A 19,528-nucleotide genomic window follows, 5' to 3' on the forward strand; every position below is an offset into this window, starting at 1 on the left:
AAAGGCTTTTCGACAAAATGTCCCATCTCCACCGCCTCTTAACTCCTGATTTTCCCCATCTCTGAGACAAATTCCTCATCATGAAAAAGGAATCTCATTATTTTCGCAGAATTCTATTAATAAATGTAAAAATCTGTCGATAAAACGGATGAGACATATTGTGTCCAGATTACAAGTGCAGGAGGAATACTCCGTGTTAAGAGGCTTTTATAATGCTGCCGCCGGAATGCTGGCACAGCAGCGCAAACAAGAAATTTTAACAAACAATATGGCAAATGCCAATACACCTGGATATAAAGCGGACAATGCGAGTCTGCGTACGTTCCCGACGATGCTGCTTCAGCATATGGGGGAGACCGAATTAAACGGGAAAAAAATTCCGAATAACTACTCAATCGGGCCAGCCACGCTATCAACTGGCGTTTATGTGCAAGAGACGACGCCAAATTTCCTGCAGGGGGATATGCGTGAAACGGGGATCAAAACCGACGTTGCGCTCTTGCAGGGTCAAGTGCCTGCTGACCCAGAAAGCGGAACTCCCGGCGGACTCTTTTTCCGATTAAATGTAAATGGCGAAGAGCGTTTTACGAGAAACGGCCATTTTTCCGTCGATGCAGAAGGAAATCTTGTTACATCTGAAGGCTATTACGTGCTCGGAACAGATGGCAGTCCGATTACAGTTACAAGCGATAATTTTTCGGTGAACAAAGACGGTACAGTTATGGATAATGGTGCCGCAGCGGGTCAAATAGATGTGGCGTACATCGCGAACTCGAACAATCTTGTAAAAGAGGGTACAGGGTTGTTCAGGCTTGATGGCAATGCGGCCAGTGCGATCGGAAACCCAGCCATCACTTACAACCTGCAGCAAGGGTTTGTCGAGCGATCAAACGTGAACACGGAACAGACGATGACAGAGATGCTGACGGCTTACCGAGCGTTTGAGGCGAATCAGAAAGTACTGCAAGCGTATGATCGAACGATGGAAAAAGCAGCAAATGAAATTGGCAGGATCGGTTAGGGGGAATAAATATGAATCAGTCTATGATTTCAGCAGCTGTTACGATGGGCCAGCTACAGCATAAGCTGGATACCATCTCCAATAATATGGCAAACAGCACAACGAACGGTTATAAAAGACGAGAAGCGCAGTTTTCGGACATACTTTTTCAGCAAATTAGAAGTGAAGCACTAGAACCGACAGAAGCTGGCCGGTTAACGCCGAACGGAATCCGACTTGGAAGCGGAGCGCGTGTTTCGTCTACAGCAATAAGTATGGAAGCGGGCACGCTGCAAGAGACAGGACGCTCGCTTGATGCAGCACTTACACAGCCTAGCTTTTATTTTCAGATTGCCGGAGTCGACAATAACGGAAATGAATCGCTGCAATTTACAAGGGACGGTGCTTTCTACTTTTCGCCTTCAGCAGGGAACCCTGATGAGTTGGAACTTGTGACATCAGATGGCAGTAAAGTGATGGGTACAGATGGACCAATCACGATTCCAGCTGACCATAGTAAAATTACTATTGGACAAAACGGCCAAGTTTCGGTAACGTTAAATAATGGAGCAGTTGTTGAATCAGGACAGCTGGCGATTGTGAATATGATTCGGCCTCAGCTGATGCTATCCGTTGGGCAGAACTTACAAGCGCCAGAAAACATACCGTTAAATCAACTCATAGAGGAAGTAAATGCTGGGGCCGGTAATATCGTTCAGCAAGGTGCACTTGAATCCTCAAATGTTAATATTTCAAATGAGATGACGGAACTGATTCAGACACAACGTTCTTATCAATTTAATGCGCGTTCTCTTACAATTGCTGACCAGATGATGGGGTTAGTAAACGGGCTTCGCTAAATGAGGTAGGTTTGTATGACGAATAAGATGCAAGAGTTGAATACAGAAAAACCAAAAACACAGCGTTATAAGGAGAAAGAGAAATCTTCTAAAGAAGAGAAGAAGCAGTGGTATCAACGCCGAACGAAAAGGATCTTTCCGATCTGGCTTCGTCTTCTTCTGTTGATCTGCGGAATCATTGTGTGCTTTGCTGTGGGTACGATGGTCGGCTATGGCGTACTCGGTGACGGTAAGCCGATGAACGTGTTTGAAAAAGAAACCTGGACACATATCATCGACCTTGTACAAAAAGAAATGTAAAGATATAATAAAAAAACAATGGCAGAACGAATGAGTCATTGTTTTTCTTTTGAGATAAAATTAGTACCAGGTAACAATACCAAGTGTAATAAAAATAGATGTTCATGATGATGAAAAGAAAGGTGATGTTCTAGTATGTTAACGATTGAAGAAATCAAAGAAATTATTCCGCACCGTTACCCGTTTTTATTGATTGACCGCATTTTAGAAGTAGATGAGGGCCAGCGTGCTGTCGGCATCAAAAATGTAACAGCTAATGAAGAATTCTTTAACGGTCACTTCCCGGAGTACCCGGTTATGCCGGGAGTGCTAATCGTTGAGGCACTTGCTCAAGTAGGTGCAGTAGCCATGCTGAAAAAGGAAGAAAACCGCGGTAAGCTTGCCTTCTTTGCGGGTATCGATAACTGCCGTTTTAAAAAGCAGGTCGTACCAGGCGACCAACTTCGTTTGGAAGTAGAGATGACGCGTGTGCGTGGATCGATCGGTAAAGGCAAAGGCATCGCAACAGTAGACGGCCAAGTAGCCTGCGAAGTCGAAATCACGTTTGCATTAGGTAAATAACAATGGGGTCTGACCCCACACAATTATCATAAAAGCTTGAAATGGAGCAAACACCCTAGAGGAATGTTCCATTTCAAGCTTTCTTTTTATGGTATTTTAAATAGGGAACATCAAAAATAAGGAGCGGGGGAGAAACAAAAATGGAAAAGAGCTATAAAATTCTTCTATTTGATTTAGACGGCACACTATCTGATCCGAAAATAGGCATCACGAAATCTGTACAATTTGCTTTAGCAAGAATGGGTATCAAAGAAGAGAACCTCGATCATTTAGAACCATTTATCGGACCGCCGCTTCAACAATCTTTCTCAGATTTTTACAAATTTAATGACACACAAACGCAAACAGCCATTACTTATTATCGAGAACGATTCAGCGACGTGGGGATGTACGAAAACACCTTATATGAACACATCCCAGAACTTTTGGAGGAATTGAGGGAAAGCGGCTTTAAACTAGTTGTTGCTACCTCAAAACCAACCGTCTTTGCTGAACAGATTTTGAAGTATTTCAATATCCATCACCACTTTGATCGAATCGTCGGCAGCAACCTCGACGGTACGAGAACCGCTAAAACAGAGATCATTCAGTACATACTTCATCAATACAGCAATCCACCAAAAGAAGATTTCATCATGATCGGCGACAGAAAACACGATATCATTGGAGCGCATAACACGGGCATTGATTCAATAGGAGTGACGTACGGTTATGGTTCATTAGACGAGATTACAACAGCAGCACCTACTTTTATCGCTGAAAGCGTCCTTGAATTACAAAAATATCTATTAATAAACGCTTCAATTAAGGTGTAAAAACGAGACTCGGGTAAATTTTAAAAATAGTGTATGCCTTTAGTAGACATAACAAGAATATGTGTTTAGGGGATGAACACTTAATAATTATTACCAGGTAAATCACTATATATCCGGAGATAAGACTTACAATTCCGGGTATAAGCACAATAATTCTGCGTATAAAATTATTTATTCGATTTTTGACAACATAGAGTTCAACTTCTGCTTCATCATCTCCATCGACTTCAACTAAACGAAAAACAACAAAAAAACCTGGACCACCATCCAGGTTTTTCACTTCGCCTTCGCGACAATTCCATTATGCACTTTTATATAGCCATGCTTCATAATATCCAGCCCGTTTTCATAAAGATAAAGCCCCATCTGCTCTAACGTCATGAGTTCCCGATACGTATGGTTCATCACATCCGCCATGATTTCGTAATACAACTTGGACCGAAGCTGGGCTCGCGGTGTTGTCATCACAATATAGCCACTCGGCTTTAAGAACTTCCGATGCCACTCCACGACTTCAGCTTTCATAGAATCTGGGAAGTGCTCAAGTAAACCAACGCTCAGCACGATATCAAACTCCTTCCCGTAAGGAAGATTGCGAATGTCATCCACCACATAGGAAATGTTAGAGTCATTTTTGTAATAAACCTTATTTCCGCCCGTTCGTGGGTTCACACCTAAAAACGGGTAAGCCTCCGGAAACTCTGCAAACCTAGTATCCCTGCAGAACGGATCATAATCGACCATCACGACTTCACCACCTGGATACATTGCAGAAAGCTGCATCGCTTCATAACCTTCCGCTGCTCCCAAAAATAAAATGCGAGGTTTTTGAACATCCAACCCTTCAAACAGCGCACGCTTCCCGCGTGGATCCCAAATGCCATCCTGGACCCGATGAACATAATTCCATAAATGGATTCGCAAATAATCTCCGAGCGCTACTTTTACTTCAGAAGGCTTAAAACTTTTTAAACTATGAAAAAAGGCACCCTTCTTTTCGTGAATTTCAGCGGGAACATCCTTTGAAAACCACTCATGAAAAGACTGGTTGAACATCGTCCAGGAGGTGTGGACAGGCAGAGTCTCGCCACGCTCCTTCTCCCAATCCAGTTTATCCTTTGAAAACGAAGTCACTTCATACGGCTTCCCGATATCTTTCCATGAAACGGTCGACCAATCCTTCACCGTATTTACTTTTACAAACTTCTCATATTCTTTCTGACTTTTATATTGCCGTAAATCCATACGATAGGACGGCATCTTTTCCGTTTGACCTAATGTTACCGAGCGATGAACAGCAGTTTCGATCATGTTCTTCCTCCTTTAAAAGGATTTTCTATATGTATTCCAAAACGGCGGTCCAAAATCCTTTAAATCATGTTTTATTTGCGCGCATGGTAAAATAAGAGAAACAAAGAATCGGAGGGGGAAACAGTCATGAAAATCATTTTTATCGGGGATAGCATCACCGCTTCAAATAAAAACACAGATCCGGAAAGACTGGGGAACGGGTATGTTCGGATGATTAAAGAAGCCCTGCCAAAAGACGTAAATGTCATCAACAAAGGGGTAAATGGACATCGTGTTACGGACCTTGCCTTTCGCTGGGTGAGGGACGTAATTGATCTGGAGCCTGACCTGTTATCGGTTTCCATTGGAATCAACGATGTGTGGCGGCAGCTGGATAGCCCAGATCTCACGCAAGTCGATGTTTCTAAGTTCGAAGAGGTTTATCGTGAATTGTTGTCACAGCTTTCCACCACAACAAAACTCGTACTCATGGAACCTACAATCATCAAAGAAAACCCGCAATCTCAAGGGAACCAGATGCTTATTCCGTATGTAGAAGTGGTACGAAAGCTGGCAGTGGAATTTGATGCCGTGCTCGTCCCAACGCACGATGTTTTCATCAATCACCTCCATAAAAAACCAGATGTTTCCGTAACAACAGACGGCGTACATATGAGAAAAAAAGGAAATGAATTAATAGCCAAAAGCTGGCTAGATGCAGCAAAGTCACTCATTAACCAATAAAAATGAACCGAGGTTATGGATATGGCGAACACTACGCTTACCTTTTTTGAAGAAAAACATAGAGAAGCACTAGAGAAATTTTATTTACCTGAAGATCAGGAGAAGTTTACACAACTTCCCGCACAAGCATTAAACTTTTGTGAGGAAGATGAAAGGCGCGTACCATTTGTCATTGAATCGTCTGGAAAAGCAGTTGGCTTTTTCGTGCTGCATACAGGCGAAAACATCCGTGATTTTACATCAAACCCAAATGCGATGGTGATCCGCGCTTTATCAATCAATCATACAGAGCAAGGAAGAGGATACGCGAAGGATGCAATGCTGCAGCTTCCAACGTTCGTCATGGCTAATTTTCCTGAGGTAGACGAACTCATTCTAGCGGTAAACTTTAAAAACGAGCCAGCTAAAAAGCTCTACGAAAAAGCGGGTTTCACAGATCGCGGTCAGATTAAACATGGTCCGGTTGGGCCGCAATATGTGCTGCACTATGATGTTTGATTATTAAGCTAATATAAAGGTGATTTTAGGATTGTAAAGTCTCCGTTATGACTTGGTAAATTGCGTCTTTTCGGGATTTTTTCATGATATATTCTGAACAGGGACAAAGAAATCCCATACTCATGCAAAAATCATAATGAATATCCGAAGGGAGCAATTTTAAAGATGAGCAAAACGTTTTTAGCGAAAATCGGAGCATCTCTTATGGCAATTTTCTTGATCACTGCATGTAGCAACGCGGAAGACACGAACACAGAAGAAGACACAAGCACAGAGCAAACAGATACTCAAGACGAAGAAACTTCAACAGATGAGGAATCAACTGAAGAGTCAGCTGAATAAGATAAAGGAAGTGCCGGGCCTCTACCTACCAGAGAGGACCCGGTTTTTCGTTGTTTGGAGCGACTTGCTCTGGGACTAGCTAGTATGAACTCAATCTGCAAGGTGCGCGCGTCTTACGGTACGTGTTTTTTTATTTATTACACGTTCGCTCAAACATGACCGCTTTTCGCTCAGTGAACCCCAGTTTTCGCTCAAACATGACCGCTTTTCGCTCAGTGGACCCCTGTTTTCGCTCAAACATGACCGCTTTTCGCTCAGTAAACCCCTGATTGCGCTCCAGAACCCGCTAATTTCACCCTGATTTCTAAAGCAACCATGTGACAGCAAGCAACTTCCTACTTCCAATCCCTCTCACTCTATAAAAATGTCGAAAGTATAAGAAAAAATACCTATTTATAAACATTTTTATCAGCCGAATGACTTATTTTCCAATAAAAGAAAACATGACATAATAAAGGAAATGAAAGCGTTATCTTAAAACTATTTGTGCAAACGCTTTCACTAATTTGCACACCATTAAAAGGGGGAAATGAAGTGAGGAAAACGAAATCACGCTATATGGTTTCATGGCTATTACTTTTTACGATGATTTTGCAAACGTTTGCATCTGCATTGCTTATACAACCAGCTTCAACAAATGCGCAAGAGCGTACCGTTACACTCGTTGGAGATCTGCAATCTGAACTTGGCGGCTCAGGAGACTGGAACCCTGCAGAAGCAGCTACAAAAATGGAGCTTCAGCCGAACGGAAAGTACAAGCTCACTGGAAAACTTCCGGCTGGCAACTATGAGTATAAAATTGCGATCAACGGCTCATGGGACGAGAACTATGGAGTTGACGGCAAACAAGGCGGCGACAACTACAAACTGACTGTCGAAGCTGAAAAGGAAGTGACGTTTGTGTATGATGACACGACGCACAAAGTGACGATTCCAGAACCCCTTCCGGCAGAACAAACACCGCGCATTGTGGGTGATATACAGCCTGAACTAGGTGCAGGGAAAGAATGGTCACCTGGAGAATCAACAGCCCTCCTAAAGGACGAAGACGGTGACAACATCTACACGTACACTGCACAAGTGCCAAAAGGAAAGCACGAATTCAAAATTGTGCTCGGCAACAACTGGGATGCACCGGCATACCCTAGCGACAATTTCAAACTAAATGTACTTAAAGACTCAAATATCACGTTTTTCTACAACCATGACACGAAAGAAGTGTACACAAATTATGATGCTGGTTTGCCGGATGGCAGCGTGAACGCGGGCAAGCTTTTCCATGATACGTGGAACGAAGCATTTCGTGCGCCGTTTGGAGCGATTAAAGCTGGACAAGACGTAACACTACGCCTTCAAACGAAAAAAGGCGACCTGACAGCCGCAAAACTTTACCTCCGTAACTATAATTCCGGCTCTACGACTGTAAAAGATATGGATAATGCGGGCTGGACAACTGTTAACGGTGAAGAGATCGAGCTTTGGGAAGCGACCGTAACCCCACAGGAAAAAGGCGTTTACGGGTATAAGTTTACTGCAAGGGATGGAGATGCGGTAAAAGAGTATGGTGAAGATACAGCAGAAGGCGGAAAAGGGGCGGCAGCTGACACGAACGCTGGGCTTTTCCAAATGACCGTTTACGATCCGTCTTATAAAACACCTGATTGGATGAAAGAATCTGTTGTATATCAAATTTTCCCGGACCGTTTTTTCAACGGAAACAAGAAAAATGATACGGCAAAAACAACAGCACGCGGAACAGAACCGATCGAGCATCAAGACTGGAGTGAGCTGCCGGACAACCCTCGTCAAGCAGAAACAGAAGGCTATGACGGCGACGAAATCTGGTCGAACGATTTCTTTGGCGGTGATATTGCCGGTATTCAAAAGAAACTCGACTACATCGAGTCACTTGGTGTAAACACGCTTTATCTAAATCCGATCGCACATGCTGCATCTAACCACAAATACGATGCGACAGACTACAAAGCGATTGACCCGATGTTTGGATCACCTGAAGAATTCAAAGCTTTTACAAAAGAACTGAAAAAACGCAAGATGCACTTGATTCTAGATGGCGTGTTCAACCATGTTGGAGACGACTCGATCTATTTTGACCGATACGGAAAATACAACACGGTCGGTGCTTACGAATATTGGGCGAGCATCTATGACCTGATGAGCACAAAAGGCTTAACAGAAACTGAAGCGAAAAAACAAACTGAAGCGAAATTTACGAAAGAAGGACAAACATTTAGTCCGTATGGCTTCCACAACTGGTTTAACATCGAGAACGAAAAAGTGAACGGTGTGTACAAATACCAAGCATGGTGGGGCTTTGACTCACTGCCTGAGATCAAATCGATTCCAGGTGAGGCCGTGAACTATGATTCAGAACTAAACAACAAACCATTCGCAGATTACATTATGTATGATGAAGATTCTGCTGCTAAATCGTGGCTTGACCGCGGTGCATCCGGCTGGCGTCTGGATGTTGCGAACGAAGTAGATACCGAGTTCTGGAGAGAGTTCCGTAAAGAGTTGAAGGAAGGCAAGAAAGAAGATCCACTTATCTTAGGAGAAATCTGGGATGATGCGTCTGAATACTTCCTTGGTGATTTATACGACTCTGTTATGAACTACCGATTCCGCGGTGCGATGATTGATTACTTGAAAAATGGTAACGCGGAAAGCGCAGAAAATCAGCTGAACGCTGTTTTTGAAGATTACCCAGAAGAAGCTTTCTACGCATTGATGAACTTAATGGGATCACATGACACACCACGTGCGGCATTTATCCTTGGAAACGGAACAGATTCGTACGAGCGTGCTGAACTCGATCCGAAGTATAACCACGAATTAGGTGTGAAGCGGCTGAAGCTTGCGGCGATTTTACAGATGGGTTACGCAGGCGCACCGACGCACTATTACGGAGATGAAGCGGGAGTGACTGGCTCTAAAGATCCAGATGACCGCAGAACCTATCCATGGGGCTCTGAAGATAAGAACTTAGTGAAGCACTATCAAAACATCGGAAAAGTACGTGCAGACTATCACGAGCTGTTCAGCTATGGCGAGTTGAACCATCTATACGCTGAAAAAGACGTGCTCGCGTATACAAGAACGGATAAAAAGAATGCGGCACTTGTGATCACAAACCGCGGCAATCAAGATAAAACAGTTGAGCTAGATGTGAAGAAGCTGATCGTTAACAACGTGAAGCTGACAGATCAGCTGGATAAGACGTACAAAACATCCGTAAAAGACGGCAAATTAACAATTACCGTTCCAGCAATGACGGGACGCATGCTCGTGTCAGATAAAGGACAAAATCTAAAGACTCCTGAAGCCGTAACGAACGTGAAAGCAACAGAAGGAAGTCATTCTGTATCTCTTTCATGGAGTGGTGACGCCAGAAGTTATGCTGTTTACCAAACAACGATCTCAGGTGCTTTTTATGAAAAGGTAGCCGAAACAAAGAGCAACTCAATCAAGATTGACAACTTGGATAATGGACGAAAATATTATTTCGCTGTTGTCGCGATCGACAAGAATAACAATGAATCTGTGAAAACAGAATCAAAAGCGGCAATCCCGCACGTTGCACTAAAAGACGGCAACTATCAGATTTCTGGCTTAACAGCTCTAGATAATGGAGTGATTGACCTCTCTAAATCACAAAACGTTTCAGCTGATATTTTTATTAAAGGCGAGACAGAAAGTGACATGGCAGAAGGTCTGCAAGCCGTGCTTCAAGTGAAGGAGCCTGGCAAGAACAGCTGGACACCTCACAAAGCAACTTACACAAACCAAAACGGAGAATTCAACACATTCAACGCATCATTCCTGCCGTTTAAAGAAGGAACGTACGAATACCGTTATCAGTTCTCTACAGATCTTGGCCGTACATGGGTAACGAGTGAAACCAGAACTGTAACGTTCACAAAAGGTGACGATACAACAGCACCTGCGGATTCCGTAAAACTAGAAGAGCCAGCGCAAGAGTCTGGACAAGTGAATTTGAATTGGTCTGTTGAAGGGGCAAACGAACCTTACTTGTTCACAATCGTACGTGATGGAGAAGTTATTGACCAAGTGTTAGACACAAACGCAACAACGTACAAAGATATTAACGTGACAAATGGAAAAACGTATTCGTATGAAGTGCACATCTACGACAAGGCAGGTAACAGCGTGAAGTCGAACGCAGTGAGTGTCACACCTGACCTTGTAATGGTAAAAGTAACGCTGAAAGTGAACGCGCCAGACTATACCCCACAAGGAGTAGATCTGACGGTTCCAGGCTCAAAGAACGGCTGGAACACAGGTGCGTGGAAGATGACGCGAGGCGGTGCAGTAACAAACGATTACGAGTACACGTTTGAAGCACAAGAGGGCGAGGTAATCACGTACAAATACGTGAAGAACAGCTCATGGGATCAAGAAGGACTTGCAGACCACACGCCTGGTAACCCGAATGACGATGATGTCAGTTACTACGGTTATGGTGCAGCAGGAACGGACTTAAGTTTTGTTGTTACAAACCAAGGCGGCAACAAGATGACGGTTCAAGACAAGATCGTACGCTGGATCGACATGCCAGTGGTTGTAACGTCACATAGTGATGGCCAAACTGTAACATCAGATACCATCACGCTAAAAGGTACAGCGATTAAAGAAGGCGTGATGACGATCAATGGGGAAGCAGTCAAGATCAACGCTGATATGACGTTCTCGCACACAGTAAATCTGAAAGCCGGGGAGAACAAACTGAACATTCATATCGAACCGTCCGAAACGAACAAGACCACTATCTTTAAGAACGATGGTGGTGCAATCGCCAAGAATACGAAAGATAGTGTGATGACGATTATTAAAAACTAGCGTGACTGGATGCTGCTTCTTTAATGGAGCAGCATTTTTTTTAAAAGAAATGATTGGGAAGGGCAAAGGCTAAAATCTGGAGTACCTGATTGTTGAATAATGAGATTGTACATATGAAGAATATTTGAAAACCTTGGTATATACGCAAAAATATAAAAGTGAATGAGGATAAAAGATGGATGATACATTCAAGAATTAAACGAAGACCTTATAGGAAAGAAAATCGCGGCAGAATACGCTACATTTTTTTATATTTAAGTTTTTTGATGTGAAAAACCACTTTCAGCACTTGATTTATAGTATTCTGTTCCTTAGTTTAACAAAATCTTTTTTGTGAACGATTAGATTAATGTCCATTTCGAATCAACTCAATCTTCCATATCCTAATAGGGATAGGAGTGAATAAATTTATGAAGATGAGTGAAGAATCAACTTGTCAAGAGTTTGCAAGAATTATCGGAGGACAAGCTGGATTCGCCGGTGGAAAATGTGTGGCAACAATAAGTCGAGAAGATATTAATGCAACTATCATGGGAAAACGATTTAGAGTTACAACTTCTTTCTCATACGAATCTAGAGATAAATGCGGAAGCGCTTTATGTCTAGGTAGGATAGCACTCTTGCAAAAAGAAGTTGCTGGATTTGTTAGTGCTATTATTAATGAAGGGATCGAAGTTTCGTCCATACACAACGAGTGGTTGTTTGATGACCCAAATTTGATTTACGTTAATATTGAAGATGTTGATGATCCACTGAATTTTGCAAGGAAAGTCAGAAGAGCGTTAAGATGTCTTTAGTCGTATAGTTGGAAAATGTGCTTTTACGAGATACAGCTAACAGATTTGCATAGCTCCCGTAGATGACGATTCAATTCACCTCTGGGGAGCTTGTATTAAGGGCATTAGTTTGTATCCTTTAGTTATCCGAGGTTTCATTTTGTCTGTACGAAATATGGAAGAACAGCCTAATAAGTGGCTGTTCTTTTTTGCAGTTTTAAATCTAGTGTTTAGTAATTTATTTTGATAAGCTACATACTAAACTTAAAACATTTTTCAATATGAATGCAGGTGTCGCAATGGATATTAAACAATTACAATATTTCATTAAGGTTGCAAAATATAACAGTTTTACCCGTGCAGCTAATGAATTGTTCATCACTCAGCCAACCATAAGTAAAATGATCAAAAATTTAGAAGATGAACTAGGGTTGGTTCTATTTGACCGTTCCAGCAGAAAGAAGCTCATATTAACCGATGCTGGCAGAGTCATCTATGAACAGGCTAAACTCGTCGATAAAGCTTTTAACAATTTAGAATCTGAAATGGATAATTTGCTCGGACTTCAAAAAGGACATGTTCGAATTGGATTACCGCCTATTTTTAATTCTCGTCTCTTTCCGAAACTGGTGGGAAGTTTTCATGAGAAGTATCCAGCCATTACATTCGAATTGATGGAAGATGGATCGAAGAAAATCGAAGAAGAAGTAGCTAGTCATCTCTTGGATATCGGAGTTGTTGTACTCCCCACAAACAACGATATGTTTCAGTATTTCTCTTTTATGAAGGAAGATCTGAAGCTCATTATTCACCCTGATCATCCACTTGCCCAATATGAAGTAGTTGATCTATCGGATCTCAGCAGTGAATCTTTTATACTGTTCAATAAGGATTTTGTTCTGCATGACCGCATCATCTCTTCTTGTAATCATGCTGGATTTCATCCTCATGTGATCTCCGAAAGCTCACAATGGTCATTTATAGAAGAGATGGTCGCCTGCAAACTGGGGGTTTCTTTATTACCTGAAAGTATTTGCAGGCACCTTACCACAAAAGTAAAAACAATGAAGGTGGTGAATCCCTCAATAGGTTGGGAACTCGCACTTATTTGGAGAAAGGATCAATATTTATCTTTTGCCGCAAAAGAGTGGCTGCGTTATGCCAAAGAACAACTTTAAAAAAATAATACAAGAGACGATTCAACACGAATTGTCTTTTTTTTATGCCGTTAGAGCATACATGTAAGCATTTACATAGATACCGGCTATGTTATAAATGAAAAATAGCCATTTTACTTCATGCTATTTCAGGCGTACACTTGCCTTGTAAATGGAAATTCGCATTCTGGAAGGAATGATTCATATGAAGAAAAAGAGAGCGCGAGAAAGCCGCATTATTAATACTGACCAGGTTATGTCCCTGGATTTAAATAATTATAATACGTTATTCGGCGGTGTTCTAATGAGAAAGCTGGATAACAATGCAACATTATCTGCACGCAGACACGCCAGAGTAAAAGAATGTGTAACAGCTTCAACCGATTCAATCGACTTTTTACATCCTATCCATCAAACAGACTCTGTCTGCATAGAATCCTTTGTCTCATATACCGGAAAAAGCTCAATGGAGATCTTTTGCAAAGTGATTGCCGAAGACATGCTAACAGGCGAGAGAAGAATTGCTGCGACTGCCTTCTTAACTTTCGTTGCTTTAGGTGAAGATAAAAAGCCGGTAGATGTTCCACAAGTTATTCCTGAAACAGAGGAAGAGAAATTCTTATATGAAACAGCAAAAGAAAGAGCAGAAGTCCGAAAGCTGAGACGATTGAAGAGTAAAGAATTAGCAGCTGTTATCTCTCTTGATAAACCGTGGGATATAAAAGAGGAGGTATATGCATGATCACATTATGCAGCCAGAACGAACTGAAATCAGCTCAATCTGCACTAAATAAATTAGAGCAATCCTATCCTGAGCTTTTTGAAAAGCTGATCCATGTGATTAACTTGACCCGTACCATGCAGTTAAAATACCAGTACATGGGATGTTTAATCATGAATGAGGACCCGGAAAATGCCAAACCTCAATTTGTTACCGGATCTGTTATTCGTTTGTATAAAAAAGAAATGCAGCGATTAACGAGTGACAAGGATATTGAAGAAGTAAGAAAAGTATTCACAGAGTATAAACATACTGGATACTCCAGACTCAGCCAGCTTGCTCTAGGGAAAACACCTGAATCGTTAACAGGCAGCTCTGCCATTATTCAATAAACATCGAAACCCTGAGTACGTATTTGCGCACTCAGGGTTTCTTTTATACTGTTTAATTTTAGTAATCAAATAATAAAATTTGTACACAACAACAATAAGGAGCAGCACTATGCTTACAGCAATACTATCCTTACAGCAAAAAAGCCACTGCGATCATGGCATCACCAAACAAATATGGAGTGGTTTCTTCCTAAAAAATATACACATTCTTCTTCAGCAAACGGGCGCATTTCTGTTATAAAGAAATGTGTCCTTTTTTTATGAATAGGACCAGATTGTCATAGAAAAGCGTGCAAAAATCTATTTTAGGGTATTCACCTCTTATAAAGAGAATGCAAGATAGGAGAGTGTCAATAATGATAAAAGCAGTGTTGTTTGATTTGGACGGAACACTTTTGGACCGCGACACGTCGGTTAAAAAATTTGTAGAGGATCAGCATACCCGTTTGTCATCCGTCCTTTCCCATATTCCAAAAAAGATATTTGCAGAAAAATTTATTGAGCTTGAACAGAACGGATATGTGTGGAAGGACAAAGTGTACCAGAAGTTAGCTGATGAGCTGGCTGTAAGGAGAATGCCCCCAGGTGAACTGCTGGAAGACTACTTAACACATTTTAAGCACCATTGCACACCTTTTCCAAACCTTGTAAACATGCTGGATGAACTGAAGAAAAAAGGTCTGCGCCTCGGTTTAGTCACGAACGGATACGGCGTGTTTCAAAATGACACGATTAAAGCACTAGAAATCAAGGAATACTTTGACACCATCCTTATATCTGAGATGGAGGGGCTAAGTAAGCCCGATCCACTTCTATTCGAGAGAGCTGCAGAGCGATTGAATGTTAAGACGGAAGAGTGTATGTTCGTTGGTGACCACCCAAAAAATGACGTAGAAGCCGCGAAGAACACTGGAATGTTAGCTGTTTGGAAGACAAGTCCTTACTGGGATGAAGCTGAAGCAGCCGATTATCGCATAAATGATCTTGAGGAGCTAAAAAAGATCATAGAAAATGAGGAGAAGAAGCAGTACAATCTTCAGAGATAAAGAAAAAACGGTGCTTACACTGAATATGGACGATTGGATCGTTTCTTCTATATCTAAAAATGGGTGGCTTCATCTAAAGGGTTTGTTATAATGTTCAGCATATTCTACTAAAAGCGAGTGATTGATTTGAATTCGACAGAGCGCGAACTATTACAACTAATAGAAAAAAACGGACGTCTTGAAACAGCAACGATTGCGAAGTTAATGGGGATTTCGGTGGATGAGACCACACGAATGCTAGAAAAGCTCGAAAAAGAAAAAGTGATACTCGGCTATTCTGCCATTATAGACTGGACGAAAGGTACCGAAGACGGTGCTGTAACCGCAATGATTGATGTGAAAGTTACACCAAAACGAGGTGTCGGCTTTGATAAAGTGGCCGAGCGAATCTATCGTTTTCCTGAGGTTAAAGCGGTGTACCTCATGTCTGGTGTTTACGATTTGTCGGTCTCCATTGAAGGGAAGACGATGGCAGAAGTCGGACGGTTTGTATCTGAAAAACTCTCGACGATCGATTCAGTCATATCGACTACTACTCATTTTATCTTAAAAAAATACAAGCATGACGGCCTTGTTTTTAGTGATAATGATGAAGACAAGCGAATTGTGGTGTCGCCATGATTACAGAACCAACTTCAAAATATCTGTCAAATACCGTGCAATCCATTCAGCCATCGGGTATCCGTCGTTTTTTTGATCTTGCTTCCTCTATGGAAAACGTTATTTCACTAGGTGTCGGTGAGCCGGATTTCGTAACACCTTGGAACGTGATAGAAGCAAGTTATCACTCGTTGGAACAAGGCTATACGGCTTATACAGCCAATGCAGGATTGTTCGAACTCCGAAAAGAGATTTCTCGCTATATGAAAAGGCGATTTGGTGTTGCGTATAGTGCCGAAGATGAAATGGTGGTTACTGTCGGTGCTTCACAGGCGATTGATCTTGCTTTACGTGCGGTCCTTAATCCAGGAGAAGAAGTCATTGTCGTTGAGCCGAGCTTTGTGTCTTACGCACCAACCGTAACACTGGCAGGCGGAGTCCCTGTTCCGGTAAATACGTATAGTGAGGATGATTTCAAGCTTCAACCCGAACAAATTGAAGCTGCTGTCACTGAAAAAACGAAAGTCCTTATGTTATGCAGTCCAAATAATCCAACAGGCACTGTGTTGTCAAAGCGAGATTTGGAAAAGATTGCAGAGGTCGTAGAGAAGCATGACTTGCTCGTAATTTCAGATGAAATATATGCTGAGCTAACGTACGATGAACCGTATACCAGTTTTCCTGCTGTGAAAAATATGCGGGATCGAACAATCTTAATTTCTGGATTTTCAAAGGCCTTTGCTATGACCGGCTGGCGATTAGGCTTTGCCTGCGGTCCTAAAACGATCTTGCAAGCCATGCTCAAAATACATCAGTATACAATGATGTGCGCTCCAACCATGGCTCAGCATGCAGCTCTTGAAGCGCTAGTTAACGGACAGAAAGATGTCGTAAAAATGAAAGAAAGCTATCGGCAGCGCCGCAGTTTGGTCATTCATGCTTTAGAGGAGATGGGTTTATCGTGCCATGTTCCAGGTGGTGCGTTTTATGTATTCCCCTCGATTGAAAAGACAGGTCTTTCATCTGAAGAGTTTGCAGAACAGCTCCTGATGAAAGAGCAGGTCGCGGTTGTCCCTGGCAGTGTTTTTGGCGAGAGCGGAGAGGGGCATGTTCGCTGTTCCTATGCAACTTCTGTTCAAAAGCTTGAAGAAGCGATGCGTCGAATCGAACGGTTTTTAAAAACATTATAGAGATCTGTTTAATTGTTAGTCGCGAAAGGTGCATTTCTAAAACCCAGAAATGCATCTTTTTTAATGACCGAATAAGATTAGTAACCCATTTTATAGGAAGAGTGATTTAGTGTCGATGTTTATGAAGTAAAGTTATTGACAAGTTGTCGGTAAAAAATAAAATACTAAAATGTTTCTATAATTGTGATCCAAATCTAAACTCTCTTCGTTAGCTTTATGAATCTATTAAAAAATGTTCAAAAAAGGAGAGAGTTAACCATGAACAAGAAAATGAAAAAAGCATTTATTGCTGTTCCATTAAGTGTATCTTTATTAATTCCTACTTTTAGTGTAGCAGATGCGCATGGCCACGAAAGCCATAGCAAAGGCCATATGTCTGCTGAGGTAACGAACCCTGCAATCGATCTTCGTGCATCGTTAGACACTCTTTTATCCGAGCATGCATTCTTAGCTGTAGTAGCCATGCAAAAAGGAATTGACGGAAAAGAAGATTTCGAAGCTGCTGCAGGACAGCTGAACCAAAATACAGAAGCCCTTTCTAAAGCAGTAGCATCCGTTTATGGAGAAGAAGCTGGAATGCAGTTTAAAGAAATATGGAGCAGCCACATCGGCTATTTCGTAGATTATGTAACGGCAACAGCTGATAATAATGAAGAAGGACGAAAAAAGGCACTTGCTGATCTAGATGGATACCGTGTGAAGCAGGCTGATTTCTTAGATCAAGCAACAGAAGGACGTTTAAAAGCAAAAGACCTTGAAGAAGGATTAAAAGTTCACGTGGATCAACTTGTCTGGGCATTCGAAAGCTACCGAACAGGTGACTACGAAAAAGCGTACGACAACATTACGGAAGCGATGAACCACATGTTCATGACTGGAAAAGGCTTATCATGGGCGATCACAGATCAGTTTCCAGAGAAATTTGAAAATAAATCAGTGGATACACCTGCAGCAGACCTCCGCGCTGACTTGAACAGTGTGTTCTCAACACATGCAGCATTAGCCGCATTAACGATGCAAAAAGGAATTGATGGTGCGAAAGACTTTGAAGCAGCAGCTGCTGAACTGAACGAAAACACAGATGATATCACAGCAGCAGTTGAATCAGTATATGGTGCTGAAGGTGCAGCTCAGTTCAAAGAAATCTGGAGCAGCCACATTGGTTACTTTGTAGATTATGTAACAGCGACAGCTGAAAACAATGAAGAAGGTAAACAGCAAGCGATCAAGGAATTGGATGAGTACCGTGCAAAACAAGCGGCATTCCTCGATACAGCAACTGAAGGACGCTTAAAAGCAGCTGACTTAGAAGAAGGCTTAAAAGTACACGTTGATCAGCTGTTAGCAGCGTTCAACAGTTACACAGGAAAAGACTATCCTGCAGCTTACAAGAACATCTCTGAAGCGTATGGTCACATGTTCGGCGTAGGTCAGGCGATGTCAGGTGCAATCGTGGATCAGTTCCCTGAAAAGTTCGCGGGCGAGAAGCCATCTGAAATGCCTAAAACCGGTATGGGCGGCATGAGCCGAACGAATAACGATGCTGTGATGTGGAGCTTTTTCGGATTCCTATTAGCGGCTCTAACAGGAGCGATGGTTCTTCGTAAGAAAGCAACAAACAACTAATATAGAAAAGAATGGGGGACGATGCAGTCCTCCTTCTTTCTATCTATTAAGATGGAAAGGACGTTGAATATGCGTTATTTTTTAGGACTTATTATGCTGGTTCTTGCTTTAAGCGGATGTTCAGACGCTAAGCCATCTATTAAGGAAAACGCAAATGCAGAAAAGGAAACAAATGTAAATGAAGAGGAGGAGCAAGTCGCTTCCACTTCAACAGAACTGACTCCTCCAGAAGGCTTAACGTTAAAAGCGGATAACGAAGGAATGGTTCCCGCCTCTATTGAAATTCCTGCATTAGATGTAAACACTGAGATTGAAAAAGTCGGCAGGCTGAAGAACGGACAGATGGGAGTTCCAAAAGGATTCGACACAGTCGGCTGGTTTAGTGAAGGAGCAAAACCTGGTGCCCCGGGAAACGCTGTCATGGCAGGTCATGTAGACAGCAAAACTGGGCCAGCAATCTTTTATAAGTTAGAAGATCTTGAACGAGGTGATGAAATCATTGTGAAGGACAATGATAAACAGACACTCACATTTGTAGTAACCGGAAAAGAAAAATACGACAGAAAAAACGCTCCTGTCGATAAAATATTTGACTACGCGTATGGCAGCAAACTGAACCTGATCACCTGTACGGGGAACTTTAACCGGGATGAAGGAACCCATGAAGAGCGATTGGTTGTCTATACGGAACTGAAGAATTAGTATGATCCGTTCTCTTTACTGAGAGCG

19 protein-coding genes are annotated in these 19,528 nt (G+C 42.1%); 18 read left to right on the forward strand and 1 reads right to left on the reverse strand.

All coding sequences use genetic code 11. From position 1 onward, the window contains the following. The first annotated feature begins 193 nt into the window (after positions 1 to 193). The 5 genes from AWM68_RS17550 to AWM68_RS17570 all read left to right on the forward strand — a co-directional run bounded on the left by AWM68_RS17550 (position 194) and on the right by AWM68_RS17570 (position 3,536). Positions 194 to 1,021 carry a flagellar hook-basal body protein gene (locus AWM68_RS17550; protein WP_066244834.1) on the forward strand — a complete coding sequence of 276 codons (828 nt, stop codon included), beginning with the start codon at positions 194 to 196 and terminating at the stop codon, positions 1,019 to 1,021. An 11-nt stretch (positions 1,022 to 1,032) separates the two neighbouring features. Next, the gene (locus AWM68_RS17555) at positions 1,033 to 1,860 is read left to right on the forward strand and encodes a flagellar hook-basal body protein (protein ID WP_066244836.1); all 828 of its coding nucleotides are present in this window, start codon (positions 1,033 to 1,035) and stop codon (positions 1,858 to 1,860) included. 15 nt (positions 1,861 to 1,875) lie between these two features. Beyond that, entirely contained in the window at positions 1,876 to 2,160 is a 285-nt protein-coding gene (locus tag AWM68_RS17560; protein WP_066244838.1) for a DNA-directed RNA polymerase subunit beta, read from the forward strand. 135 nt (positions 2,161 to 2,295) lie between these two features. Beyond that, complete coding sequence (gene fabZ / locus AWM68_RS17565; RefSeq protein ID WP_066244840.1) at positions 2,296 to 2,721, forward strand: 3-hydroxyacyl-ACP dehydratase FabZ; 426 nt, start codon at positions 2,296 to 2,298, stop codon at positions 2,719 to 2,721. A 140-nt stretch (positions 2,722 to 2,861) separates the two neighbouring features. Beyond that, complete coding sequence (locus AWM68_RS17570; RefSeq protein WP_066244841.1) at positions 2,862 to 3,536, forward strand: HAD family hydrolase; 675 nt, start codon at positions 2,862 to 2,864, stop codon at positions 3,534 to 3,536. 276 nt (positions 3,537 to 3,812) lie between these two features. Here AWM68_RS17570 and AWM68_RS17580 read toward each other — a convergent pair whose 3' ends face one another. Then, on the reverse strand, positions 3,813 to 4,847 hold the full coding sequence (locus AWM68_RS17580; protein ID WP_066244844.1) for a class I SAM-dependent methyltransferase: 1,035 nt from the start codon (positions 4,845 to 4,847) through the stop codon (positions 3,813 to 3,815). Between the two features lie 126 nt (positions 4,848 to 4,973). On the opposite strand from AWM68_RS17580, the gene AWM68_RS17585 reads away from it, so the two are divergent. The 13 genes from AWM68_RS17585 (at position 4,974) to AWM68_RS17640 (ending at position 19,501) form a co-directional block, all read left to right on the forward strand. Then, a complete protein-coding gene (locus tag AWM68_RS17585) occupies positions 4,974 to 5,570 on the forward strand; it encodes an SGNH/GDSL hydrolase family protein (protein ID WP_066244846.1) in 597 nt (198 codons plus the stop codon). Between the two features lie 21 nt (positions 5,571 to 5,591). After that, positions 5,592 to 6,068 carry a GNAT family N-acetyltransferase gene (locus AWM68_RS17590; protein WP_066244847.1) on the forward strand — a complete coding sequence of 159 codons (477 nt, stop codon included), beginning with the start codon at positions 5,592 to 5,594 and terminating at the stop codon, positions 6,066 to 6,068. Positions 6,069 to 6,233: 165 nt separating this feature from the next. Next, positions 6,234 to 6,410: a hypothetical protein gene (locus AWM68_RS21560; protein ID WP_156488445.1), complete on the forward strand. Its 177-nt coding sequence runs from the start codon at positions 6,234 to 6,236 to the stop codon at positions 6,408 to 6,410. A 534-nt stretch (positions 6,411 to 6,944) separates the two neighbouring features. Beyond that, positions 6,945 to 11,291: an alpha-amylase family glycosyl hydrolase gene (locus tag AWM68_RS17595; RefSeq protein ID WP_066244849.1), complete on the forward strand. Its 4,347-nt coding sequence runs from the start codon at positions 6,945 to 6,947 to the stop codon at positions 11,289 to 11,291. A gap of 410 nt (positions 11,292 to 11,701) precedes the next feature. Further along, positions 11,702 to 12,088 carry a DUF1259 domain-containing protein gene (locus tag AWM68_RS17600; RefSeq protein WP_066244851.1) on the forward strand — a complete coding sequence of 129 codons (387 nt, stop codon included), beginning with the start codon at positions 11,702 to 11,704 and terminating at the stop codon, positions 12,086 to 12,088. A gap of 278 nt (positions 12,089 to 12,366) precedes the next feature. Continuing rightward, positions 12,367 to 13,245 (forward strand): cidABC operon transcriptional activator CidR, encoded by an 879-nt coding sequence (cidR, locus tag AWM68_RS17605; RefSeq protein WP_066244853.1) that lies wholly within the window; start codon positions 12,367 to 12,369, stop codon positions 13,243 to 13,245. 184 nt (positions 13,246 to 13,429) lie between these two features. Next, a complete protein-coding gene (locus AWM68_RS17610; RefSeq protein WP_066245720.1) occupies positions 13,430 to 13,966 on the forward strand; it encodes an acyl-CoA thioesterase in 537 nt (178 codons plus the stop codon). Further along, on the forward strand, positions 13,963 to 14,337 hold the full coding sequence (locus AWM68_RS17615) for a hypothetical protein (protein WP_066244855.1): 375 nt from the start codon (positions 13,963 to 13,965) through the stop codon (positions 14,335 to 14,337). The genes AWM68_RS17610 and AWM68_RS17615 overlap by 4 nt, the downstream gene beginning before the upstream one ends. A gap of 356 nt (positions 14,338 to 14,693) precedes the next feature. Beyond that, positions 14,694 to 15,383 carry an HAD family hydrolase gene (locus tag AWM68_RS17620; protein ID WP_066244857.1) on the forward strand — a complete coding sequence of 230 codons (690 nt, stop codon included), beginning with the start codon at positions 14,694 to 14,696 and terminating at the stop codon, positions 15,381 to 15,383. Positions 15,384 to 15,503: 120 nt separating this feature from the next. Next, positions 15,504 to 16,004, forward strand: a complete 501-nt coding sequence (locus AWM68_RS17625) for an Lrp/AsnC family transcriptional regulator (RefSeq protein ID WP_419865596.1) — start codon at positions 15,504 to 15,506, stop codon at positions 16,002 to 16,004. Further along, positions 16,001 to 17,173 (forward strand): aminotransferase, encoded by a 1,173-nt coding sequence (locus AWM68_RS17630; RefSeq protein WP_066244863.1) that lies wholly within the window; start codon positions 16,001 to 16,003, stop codon positions 17,171 to 17,173. The genes AWM68_RS17625 and AWM68_RS17630 overlap by 4 nt, the downstream gene beginning before the upstream one ends. Before the next feature lie 258 nt (positions 17,174 to 17,431). Continuing rightward, positions 17,432 to 18,799: a copper amine oxidase gene (locus AWM68_RS17635; protein ID WP_066244865.1), complete on the forward strand. Its 1,368-nt coding sequence runs from the start codon at positions 17,432 to 17,434 to the stop codon at positions 18,797 to 18,799. A gap of 69 nt (positions 18,800 to 18,868) precedes the next feature. Beyond that, positions 18,869 to 19,501, forward strand: a complete 633-nt coding sequence (locus tag AWM68_RS17640) for a class F sortase (protein ID WP_066244867.1) — start codon at positions 18,869 to 18,871, stop codon at positions 19,499 to 19,501. The last annotated feature ends 27 nt before the right edge of the window (positions 19,502 to 19,528 follow it).

Origin of the sequence: Fictibacillus phosphorivorans (genome assembly GCF_001619875.1) — a bacterium.
In the GTDB taxonomy this organism is placed as follows: Bacteria; Bacillota; Bacilli; order Bacillales; family Fictibacillaceae; genus Fictibacillus; species Fictibacillus phosphorivorans_B.

Bases quoted from the DNA above. Each gene is read 5' to 3' on its own strand.
- AWM68_RS17555 (WP_066244836.1), top strand. From the start codon at position 1,033: ATGAATCAGTCTATGATTTCAGCAGCTGTTACGATGGGCCAGCTACAG.
- AWM68_RS17560 (WP_066244838.1), top strand. From the start codon at position 1,876: ATGACGAATAAGATGCAAGAGTTGAATACAGAAAAACCAAAAACACAG.
- fabZ (WP_066244840.1), top strand. From the start codon at position 2,296: ATGTTAACGATTGAAGAAATCAAAGAAATTATTCCGCACCGTTACCCG.
- AWM68_RS17570 (WP_066244841.1), top strand. From the start codon at position 2,862: ATGGAAAAGAGCTATAAAATTCTTCTATTTGATTTAGACGGCACACTA.
- AWM68_RS17580 (WP_066244844.1), bottom strand. From the start codon at position 4,847: ATGATCGAAACTGCTGTTCATCGCTCGGTAACATTAGGTCAAACGGAA.
- AWM68_RS17585 (WP_066244846.1), top strand. From the start codon at position 4,974: ATGAAAATCATTTTTATCGGGGATAGCATCACCGCTTCAAATAAAAAC.
- AWM68_RS17590 (WP_066244847.1), top strand. From the start codon at position 5,592: ATGGCGAACACTACGCTTACCTTTTTTGAAGAAAAACATAGAGAAGCA.
- AWM68_RS21560 (WP_156488445.1), top strand. From the start codon at position 6,234: ATGAGCAAAACGTTTTTAGCGAAAATCGGAGCATCTCTTATGGCAATT.
- AWM68_RS17600 (WP_066244851.1), top strand. From the start codon at position 11,702: ATGAAGATGAGTGAAGAATCAACTTGTCAAGAGTTTGCAAGAATTATC.
- cidR (WP_066244853.1), top strand. From the start codon at position 12,367: ATGGATATTAAACAATTACAATATTTCATTAAGGTTGCAAAATATAAC.
- AWM68_RS17610 (WP_066245720.1), top strand. From the start codon at position 13,430: ATGAAGAAAAAGAGAGCGCGAGAAAGCCGCATTATTAATACTGACCAG.
- AWM68_RS17615 (WP_066244855.1), top strand. From the start codon at position 13,963: ATGATCACATTATGCAGCCAGAACGAACTGAAATCAGCTCAATCTGCA.
- AWM68_RS17620 (WP_066244857.1), top strand. From the start codon at position 14,694: ATGATAAAAGCAGTGTTGTTTGATTTGGACGGAACACTTTTGGACCGC.
- AWM68_RS17630 (WP_066244863.1), top strand. From the start codon at position 16,001: ATGATTACAGAACCAACTTCAAAATATCTGTCAAATACCGTGCAATCC.
- AWM68_RS17635 (WP_066244865.1), top strand. From the start codon at position 17,432: ATGAACAAGAAAATGAAAAAAGCATTTATTGCTGTTCCATTAAGTGTA.
- AWM68_RS17640 (WP_066244867.1), top strand. From the start codon at position 18,869: ATGCGTTATTTTTTAGGACTTATTATGCTGGTTCTTGCTTTAAGCGGA.